The sequence below is a fragment of the Dorea phocaeensis genome, assembly GCF_900240315.1.
Lineage (GTDB): Bacteria > Bacillota > Clostridia > Lachnospirales > Lachnospiraceae > Dorea_B > Dorea_B phocaeensis.
On the sequence record NZ_OEPZ01000005.1, the window covers coordinates 170,444 to 178,357 of the forward strand.

At 46.2% G+C, this 7,914-nt stretch carries 9 protein-coding genes, 2 tRNA genes and 1 rRNA gene; all 12 read left to right on the top strand.

All coding sequences use genetic code 11. From position 1 onward, the window contains the following. The first annotated feature begins 8 nt into the window (after positions 1 to 8). Positions 9 to 434 carry a tRNA (adenosine(37)-N6)-threonylcarbamoyltransferase complex ATPase subunit type 1 TsaE gene (tsaE, locus tag C0979_RS10870; protein ID WP_101696022.1) on the top strand — a complete coding sequence of 142 codons (426 nt, stop codon included), beginning with the start codon at positions 9 to 11 and terminating at the stop codon, positions 432 to 434. Then, positions 422 to 1,159: a tRNA (adenosine(37)-N6)-threonylcarbamoyltransferase complex dimerization subunit type 1 TsaB gene (gene tsaB / locus C0979_RS10875; RefSeq protein ID WP_101696005.1), complete on the top strand. Its 738-nt coding sequence runs from the start codon at positions 422 to 424 to the stop codon at positions 1,157 to 1,159. Before tsaE ends, tsaB begins: the two co-directional genes overlap by 13 nt. Continuing rightward, complete coding sequence (locus C0979_RS10880; RefSeq protein WP_101696006.1) at positions 1,140 to 2,174, top strand: threonine aldolase family protein; 1,035 nt, start codon at positions 1,140 to 1,142, stop codon at positions 2,172 to 2,174. The genes tsaB and C0979_RS10880 overlap by 20 nt, the downstream gene beginning before the upstream one ends. Next, positions 2,175 to 2,621 carry a ribosomal protein S18-alanine N-acetyltransferase gene (gene rimI, locus C0979_RS10885; RefSeq protein WP_101696007.1) on the top strand — a complete coding sequence of 149 codons (447 nt, stop codon included), beginning with the start codon at positions 2,175 to 2,177 and terminating at the stop codon, positions 2,619 to 2,621. It begins immediately after the preceding gene. A gap of 104 nt (positions 2,622 to 2,725) precedes the next feature. Continuing rightward, positions 2,726 to 2,965: a hypothetical protein gene (locus C0979_RS10890; RefSeq protein WP_101696008.1), complete on the top strand. Its 240-nt coding sequence runs from the start codon at positions 2,726 to 2,728 to the stop codon at positions 2,963 to 2,965. Positions 2,966 to 2,993: 28 nt separating this feature from the next. Then, a complete protein-coding gene (locus C0979_RS10895; protein WP_101696009.1) occupies positions 2,994 to 3,902 on the top strand; it encodes a ribonuclease Z in 909 nt (302 codons plus the stop codon). Between the two features lie 16 nt (positions 3,903 to 3,918). Beyond that, positions 3,919 to 4,947, top strand: a complete 1,029-nt coding sequence (tsaD, locus tag C0979_RS10900) for a tRNA (adenosine(37)-N6)-threonylcarbamoyltransferase complex transferase subunit TsaD (RefSeq protein WP_101696023.1) — start codon at positions 3,919 to 3,921, stop codon at positions 4,945 to 4,947. A 51-nt stretch (positions 4,948 to 4,998) separates the two neighbouring features. Further along, complete coding sequence (gene ispD / locus C0979_RS10905) at positions 4,999 to 5,718, top strand: 2-C-methyl-D-erythritol 4-phosphate cytidylyltransferase (RefSeq protein WP_101696010.1); 720 nt, start codon at positions 4,999 to 5,001, stop codon at positions 5,716 to 5,718. A gap of 130 nt (positions 5,719 to 5,848) precedes the next feature. After that, a tRNA-Ser gene (locus C0979_RS10910) sits at positions 5,849 to 5,934 on the top strand. Positions 5,935 to 6,099: 165 nt separating this feature from the next. Further along, positions 6,100 to 7,230: a CD225/dispanin family protein gene (locus C0979_RS10915; protein WP_101696011.1), complete on the top strand. Its 1,131-nt coding sequence runs from the start codon at positions 6,100 to 6,102 to the stop codon at positions 7,228 to 7,230. Positions 7,231 to 7,403: 173 nt separating this feature from the next. After that, positions 7,404 to 7,492: transfer RNA gene (locus C0979_RS10920), tRNA-Ser, on the top strand. Positions 7,493 to 7,797: 305 nt separating this feature from the next. Next, positions 7,798 to 7,914 (top strand): 16S ribosomal RNA (locus C0979_RS10925); the annotation flags it as partial.

A 7,914-nucleotide genomic window follows, 5' to 3' on the forward strand; every position in this document is an offset into this window, starting at 1 on the left:
AGGAAACGATGATTCTGGAAAGCAGAAGCGAGAAAGAGACCTATGAATTGGGTGTAAAGATTGGCCGTCAGGCAAAAGCGGGTCAGGTTTACACGCTGGTAGGAGATCTTGGCGTTGGTAAGACCGTATTTACGAAAGGACTGGCGGCAGGACTGGAGATCGAAGAACCGGTCAGCAGCCCGACGTTTACAATTGTGCAGGTTTATGAAGAAGGGCGTCTGCCCTTCTATCATTTTGATGTTTATCGGATTGGCGACGTGGAAGAGATGGAAGAGATCGGATACGAAGATTATATTTATGGTGAAGGCGTCAGTTTGATCGAGTGGGCGAATCTGATTGAAGAGATTTTGCCGGAACATTATACAGAGATACGAATTGAGAAAGACCTGGAACAGGGATTTGATTATCGGAGGATTGAAGTATGCGAATATTAGCATTGGACAGTTCAGGACTGGTGGCAAGCGTTGCCGTGGTGGAGGGAAACACCAGAGAAAGCCAGACGATTGCAGAATATACTATGAATTATAAGAAGACACATTCCCAGACACTTCTGCCTATGCTAGATGAAGTGGCGAAGATGACGGAATTGGATTTGAAAAGTATCGATGCGATTGCAGTCGCAGCAGGGCCGGGCTCCTTTACCGGACTTCGGATTGGCTCGGCGACGGCAAAAGGCTTGGGGCTTGCTCTTGATAAGCCGCTGATTCATATTCCGACACTGGAAGGGATGGCGTATAATCTCTGCGGAACGGCGGACATCGTGTGTCCGATTATGGATGCCAGAAGAAGACAGGTCTATACAGGAATTTATACGTTTGAGGGTGACAAGCTGAAGGTGCTGGAAGATCAGATGGTGATTGGAATTGAAGAACTAGGGGAAAAGCTTCAGAAGTATGAAGGGAAAATCGTGTTTTTGGGAGATGGAGTGCCGGTTTTCCGAGAGGATTTAACAGAGAGAATTTTAAAAGATAGAGAAATATGGTTCGCGCCGGCGCAGATGAATCGGCAGCGGGCGGCATCGGTAGGAAGCCTGGCGCTTTGGTATTATGAAGCTGGGAAGGTGGAGACGGCAGCAGAGCATCAGCCGGACTATCTAAGGGTATCCCAGGCAGAACGAGAGAGAAAGGAGAGACTTGGTCATGATTCGGTTTCAATGTGATTATGCAGAGGGAGCGCATCCATTGATTTTGCAGAAAATGGCGGAGACAAACGAAGAACAGACAGTTGGGTATGGAAATGATCCTTATTGCGAGCGCGCAAGAAAGAAGATCCGTACGCTGTGTGATGCGCCAGAGGCGGATGTTCATTTTTTGGTGGGAGGAACCCAGACGAATTTTACAGTCATTCGTTCGATTCTTCGCCCGCATCAAGGAGCAGTTGCGGCCAATACAGGTCATATCAATGTGCATGAGACGGGAGCGGTAGAGGCGACCGGACATAAGGTGCTTCCACTTCCGAGTGAGGATGGGAAGATTACGGCGGATCAAGTGAGGGAGTATTACGAAGCACATTGGCAGGATGCGGATCACGAGCATATGGTTCAGCCGGGGATGGTTTATATTTCGCACCCAACAGAAAATGGAACGTTATATAGTAAAGAAGAGCTGAAGGCTCTTTACGAGGTCTGCCAAGAATTGGGACTTCCGCTGTTTTTGGATGGAGCAAGATTGGGATATGGAGTCATGTCGGAAGCGTCTGAACTTGGACTTGCAGATATTGCAGCATTTACGGATGTGTTTTATATAGGCGGAACAAAGGTGGGCGCCTTATTTGGCGAGGCGGTTGTGATTACAAATCCTGCACTGAAAAAGGATTTCCGCTATTTGATCAAGCAAAGCGGCGGTATGCTGGCGAAAGGTCGTCTTTTGGGGATCCAGTTTGACGTATTGTTTACCGATGATTTGTATTTTCGGATATCAGATCATGCAGACCGGCTGGCTATGCGCCTGAAAGAAGCATTTGTGAAGAAGGGCTATGCACTTCGTTATGATTCTTATACAAATCAGCAGTTCCCGATTCTTCCGGATGAACATCTGGAGAAGCTGAAGGAAAAATATTCCTTTGGATTCTGGGAACGCATGGATGCTTCCCGTTGTGTGGTTCGTTTCTGTACAAGCTGGGCGACGAAGGAAGAGGCTGTGGAAGAGCTGATTCGAGATATCGAGGTACTGTAAATGTGGGAAGTAAAGGGGCTTGAGGAGACGGACCTTCCGAGGATTGCAGACCTGGAGCTGGCGATCTTTCCGGATGCGTGGAGTCTTCCGGCACTGCGGGAGAGCCTGCATCAGAAGAGCCGGACCTGGCTTGGCGGGATTTGGCTAGATAGTTTGTTGATCGGATATGTCATCTTTTATTATGTACTGGATGAGGGCGAGATTGCCCGGATTGCAGTAGATCCGGCGTATCGAAGGAAAGGGGCTGCAGCCCGGCTGCTTCATGCGGTGGAAGATTTCTGTGAAGAGAAGGGAATTGACCGCCTGATGCTGGAAGTTCGTAAGAGCAATGTGCCGGCCATTTCCTTTTATAGAGAGTACGGATTTGCAGAAGATGGAATTCGAAAAAACTATTATAAAAATCCAGTGGAAGACGCGGTGCTGATGAGCCGGAAGGCTGGCAGATAACTGGCAGTGTTGACATGGATTCCCAATAGGAATATGCGGATTAGAAAGTTATAATATAGGCGTAACAGAAGGTGAAAGAAAAGGATTCACACAGGAGGAATTGTATGCGCCAGTATCATAGAATTGTAAAAGAAACACAGGAACTTGACACCATCGTTTGCAACTGCTGCGGGAAAAGGATTCCGGTGATCGAAGGGGTTCCGGCGGAGGATGTGCTGGAAGTGGAAAAGCGCTGGGGCTATGCGTCAGGCAAAGATAATCAGGTCCATCGGTTTGAACTTTGCGAAGATTGCTATGATGAGATGGTGAGACGTTTTCGGGTAAAACCGGAAGGTTGGAGCTAGAAGGGAAAATAAAGGACAGAGGTAAAATATGTTAGATGTATGTTTGTTAGGAACTGGCGGTATGATGCCGCTTCCGTACCGTTGGCTGACTGCGCTGATGGTCAGATACAATGGGAGTAGTTTGTTGATTGACTGCGGCGAGGGAACGCAGATTGCGATCAAAGAAAAAGGCTGGAGTTTTAAGCCGATTGATGTGATCTGTTTTACTCATTTTCACGGGGATCATATCAGCGGACTGCCGGGGCTTTTGCTCACGATGGGAAATGCGGATCGCACAGAGCCGTTGACGCTGATTGGGCCAAAAGGTCTAGAGCGTGTGGTAAATGCACTTCGTGTGATTGCTCCGGAACTGCCGTTTGCTATCAAATGTATTGAAATTACGGAACCGATGCAGACTTTTGAGATGAACGGTTATCGGTTGAAGGCATTCCGTGTTAATCACAATGTGACGTGCTATGGATATACAATGGAAGTGGATCGCGCTGGAAAGTTTGATGTGGAGAGAGCCAATGCATCTGCGATCCCACAGCGTTTCTGGGGAATGCTTCAGAAGGGAGAGACGGTGGAAGATGGAGGCAACGTCTACACGCCGGATATGGTGCTTGGTCCTGCACGAAAGGGAATTAAGTTGACTTACTGTACCGATACGCGGCCGACAGATTCTATTCGGGAAAATGCGGCCGGTGCAGATTTGTTCATCTGTGAAGGAATGTATGGAGAGAAGGATAAACAGAAAAAGGCGAGAGAGTATAAGCACATGACTTTTTATGAGGCGGCACAGCTTGCGAAAGACGCTGGGGTCAAAGAAATGTGGCTGACGCACTATAGCCCGTCCCTGATCAAACCGGAAGAATATATGGATGAGGTAAGGGCGATCTTCCCGGCATCTGTAGCGGCAAAGGATCGTCGAACTGTCGAGCTGGTATTTGAGGATTAGGAAGAAGGATATGGATATGAGTGATAAAAAAGAAGTGTTGATTCTTGCAATCGAAAGTTCCTGCGATGAGACGGCTGCGGCTGTGGTTCGAAATGGGAGAGAAGTGCTGTCAAATGTGATTTCTTCGCAGATTGCGCTTCATACCCTGTACGGGGGCGTAGTGCCGGAGATTGCATCCAGGAAGCATATTGAGAAGATTAATCAGGTGGTTGAGGCTGCGCTTGCAGAGGCAGATGTAACGTTGGCTGATATTGATGCCATTGGCGTGACCTATGGACCGGGATTAGTGGGAGCGCTTTTGGTGGGCGTTGCGGCTGCGAAAGCAATTGCCTACGCGGCGGGAAAGCCACTGATAGGGGTTCACCACATTGAAGGGCATATTGCGGCTAATTTTATTGAACACAAAGAATTGGAGCCGCCATTTTTCTCATTGGTAGTATCTGGCGGACATACGCATCTGGTAAGAGTGAAGGATTACGGACAATTTGATATTATCGGCAGAACCAGAGATGACGCGGCGGGCGAAGCCTTTGATAAGGTGGCAAGAGCGATCGGTCTTGGGTATCCGGGAGGTCCGAAAATTGACAAAGTGGCAAAAGAGGGAAATCCAGAAGCGATTTCTTTCCCGCGTGCACATGTGGAAGATGCCCCGTATGATTTCAGCTTTAGTGGTGTGAAGTCGGCTGTGCTGAATTACATTAATGGATGTCAGATGAAAGGGGAAGTTTATTCTCAGGCAGATGTGGCTGCATCGTTTCAAAAGGCGGTGACCGATGTACTTGTGGCAAATGCTATGCATGCAGTGGAAGAGTATCAGGTGGATAAGCTTGCAATCGCAGGAGGAGTTGCGTCCAACAGCGCACTTCGCGAAGCGATGAAAACAGCGTGTGAGGCGAAAGGTGTGGAATTCTACTATCCGTCTCCGATTTATTGCACGGACAATGCGGCGATGATCGGTGTGGCGGCTTATTACGAATATTTGAGCGGCACACGTCACGGATGGGACCTGAATGCAGTGCCTAACTTGAAACTGGGGGAACGGTAACGTTAGGAGAATGGTGACGGTAAGAGAAGGTAGAACCAGGAGAACGAGATAATGACAAAGCATGGGAAGAAAAAGTGTACAGCAATTGTGCTTGCGGCAGGACAGGGGCGGCGGATGGGCAGTGCTGTGCAGAAACAATATATTGAGTTGGAAGGGAAACCGCTGATTTACTACACATTGCAGACGTTTGAGAAATCGGAAGTGATCGACGATGTGATATTGGTGGTAGGACCAGGCCAGATTGCATATGTTCAGGAAGAAATTCTGGATCCCTATCATATAGAAAAGGTTCACACTATTGTGGAAGGCGGGAAGGAGCGTTATGAGTCGGTCTTTAGAGGACTTCGGGCGGTAAAGGATTCAGAATGCTATGTGTTTATCCATGATGGAGCCAGAATGTTTGTAGATGAGGCGATTCTGCAAAGAGGCTATGAGTATGTAGAAAAATATGGCGCCTGTGTAGCAGGAATGCCAAGCAAAGATACGGTCAAGATGGTGGATGAAGAGAATTTTGCAGTGTCAACTCCCGACCGGAGATTTGTATGGACGGTGCAGACACCTCAGGTGTTTGAATATTCTTTAATAGAGGAAGCATATTCCAAGCTGATGAAGGAAGAGGGGACTCAGGTGACAGATGATGCAATGGTGGCGGAGCAGATGCTGGGAGTGTCGGTCAGATTGTTTGAAGGTTCCTACAGGAATCTAAAGATTACAACACCGGAAGATTTGGAAATTGCGGGAACATTTCTGCAAAATGCTTCTGCTAGTTAAAGGTTTTCTAGCATTTTTAAACAAGCTTCTGAACAAGATGAGTAAAATGAGAAAATAAAGCTTGACGAGGATCACTTTTTGTGCTATGATTAATTACGTTGCTGAACAAGTGACAGAAAAGTGAATACGTGGAGAGGTATCGAAGTGGTCATAACGAGGCGGTCTTGAAAACCGTTTGTCCGAGAGGGCGCGTGGGTTCGAATCCCACCCTCTCCGCTGAAAAAAAGAGTTCTGTTTTCAGAACTCTTTTTTTGTTATCTATTCCTGTTTGAATGTTCGGAAAATTCTGTAAAAACTTGTTGCGAAATGCGTGTTTTTATATTATATTAATCTAAAGTGCTTTATGCAGAATTGTACAGCTTGAGGAAGGAGAGGAAGTTTATGAAATGTAAGTTTTGCAGAAATGATGTGCCGGATGGAGCAAAGATCTGTCCAACATGTGGTTCTGTTGTTGAACCAGAGAATATGTCCGCTGCGGAGAACCAGGGGGAGGGGAATCCGAATGCAGAAGGAACAGCATCTTCGGCGCAGGGAGATTTTGGATATCAGTATGGCGCGCCAGATCAGGGAATGAACGGACAGAATAATTACAACCAGCAGGGATATAATCAGCAAGGATACAACCAGCAGGGGTATAATCAACAAGGATATGGTCAGCCGGGCAAACCAGTTAATGGAACTCCGTACATGATCTTTTCTATTTTGGCTACGCTGCTTTGTTGTCTGCCGCTTGGTATCGCGGGAATTGTGTATGCAAGCCGAATTAATTCGCTGCAGAGATCTGGGGATTATGCTGGGGCGCAGGCTGCCGCAAAAAAAGCGAGATTATTTACCATTATCAGTGCAGTTATTGGTTTGGTTGGAAGTATCATCTATGGAGTGTTTGTCTTTAAAGCTGCAAGTGAGGAAGTTCCATCCACTGTAATTTCGGATGATTTTGCTGAAGAAGATCTTGATGATCAGCCGGATGCTGATGAGGGGAAGAAGCCAGCGGCTAAGCCGGCAGAAGCAAGTGATGAACTTGGAGCAAACTGGGATAGTTATACAGTACAGATTAACGATGCAGTTTTGACACTTCCATGTACAGTAGAAGATCTGGAAGCAACAGGTCTGAAATTGGATACGGAAGATACGCCGGAAGAATATGTTGTAAATCCGGGTGAATACACATTGGCATATTTTGAAAGTGGCGATGATGAGCTCATGGTACATTTGGTAAATATGACCGATGGAACCCAGACTGCAAAAGAGTGTCTGGTGGGCGGAATCTCTGTAGATGAATATATGATTGATGATGGTGGGTTCAGTGTGGTATTCCCAGGAGGAATTACCATTGGAACTGGTAAAGCTGATGTGGTAGAGGCATACGGAGCGACCGAAGAAGTGTATGAAGGAGACAGTCTTCATATGTATACATGGTATGCGGAAGACAGTTATTTCAAAAATTGCGAAATCGATTTTGATGCGGAAACAGAATTGGTACAGGGAATGAATCTGACTTGTTACGAGTAGAAGTTCCTGTGAGTTTAATCCTTTAAATGTCAATTTGGGACGGAGTTTTTTGAAAAAAACTCCGTCCCAAATTGTATCAAGAAGACTTTTGGAACTAATACTCGAAAAAAGTTGAAAAAGGTACTTGACAGGAAGCTGCAATAAAGGCTATAATGTCAATCGTGCTTACGCAAGGAGAAATACCCAAGAGGCTGAAGGGGCTCCCCTGGAAAGGGAGTAGGTCGTTAATAGCGGCGCGAGGGTTCAAATCCCTCTTTCTCCGTTTGTTGGGAATTAAATTCTTATTTGAAAGTTCATTAAAAAATGTTCAAAAAAATATGAAAAAAGTTCTTGACATAAAACGACAGAAATGTTATTATGATTTAGCTGACTCACGAGAGACAGCAATGAAACAAGAACCTTGATAATTAAACAATAGACAACAACCCTGAAAATTCTTTCAGAGAATTATTCAGAACAGACATTTTAAAATGTCAACCTTAAAACAGTAAAAGGGATAAGAAAGCTAGTAGTTTTCTTGGACCTGGAACGAACTTGAACTTAACCTGCTTGAAGCAGGAAGAGATTTTTAACGAGAGTTTGATCCTGGCTCAGGATGAACGCTGGCGGCGTGCTTAACACATGCAAGTCGAGCGAAGCGCTTAAGTTTGATTCTTCGGATGAAGACTTTTGTGACTGAGCGGC

Coding starts and splice junctions, on each gene's coding strand:
- tsaE (WP_101696022.1), top strand. CDS start 9: ATGATTCTGGAAAGCAGAAGCGAGAAAGAGACCTATGAATTGGGTGTA.
- tsaB (WP_101696005.1), top strand. CDS start 422: ATGCGAATATTAGCATTGGACAGTTCAGGACTGGTGGCAAGCGTTGCC.
- C0979_RS10880 (WP_101696006.1), top strand. CDS start 1,140: ATGATTCGGTTTCAATGTGATTATGCAGAGGGAGCGCATCCATTGATT.
- rimI (WP_101696007.1), top strand. CDS start 2,175: ATGTGGGAAGTAAAGGGGCTTGAGGAGACGGACCTTCCGAGGATTGCA.
- C0979_RS10890 (WP_101696008.1), top strand. CDS start 2,726: ATGCGCCAGTATCATAGAATTGTAAAAGAAACACAGGAACTTGACACC.
- C0979_RS10895 (WP_101696009.1), top strand. CDS start 2,994: ATGTTAGATGTATGTTTGTTAGGAACTGGCGGTATGATGCCGCTTCCG.
- tsaD (WP_101696023.1), top strand. CDS start 3,919: ATGAGTGATAAAAAAGAAGTGTTGATTCTTGCAATCGAAAGTTCCTGC.
- ispD (WP_101696010.1), top strand. CDS start 4,999: ATGACAAAGCATGGGAAGAAAAAGTGTACAGCAATTGTGCTTGCGGCA.
- C0979_RS10915 (WP_101696011.1), top strand. CDS start 6,100: ATGAAATGTAAGTTTTGCAGAAATGATGTGCCGGATGGAGCAAAGATC.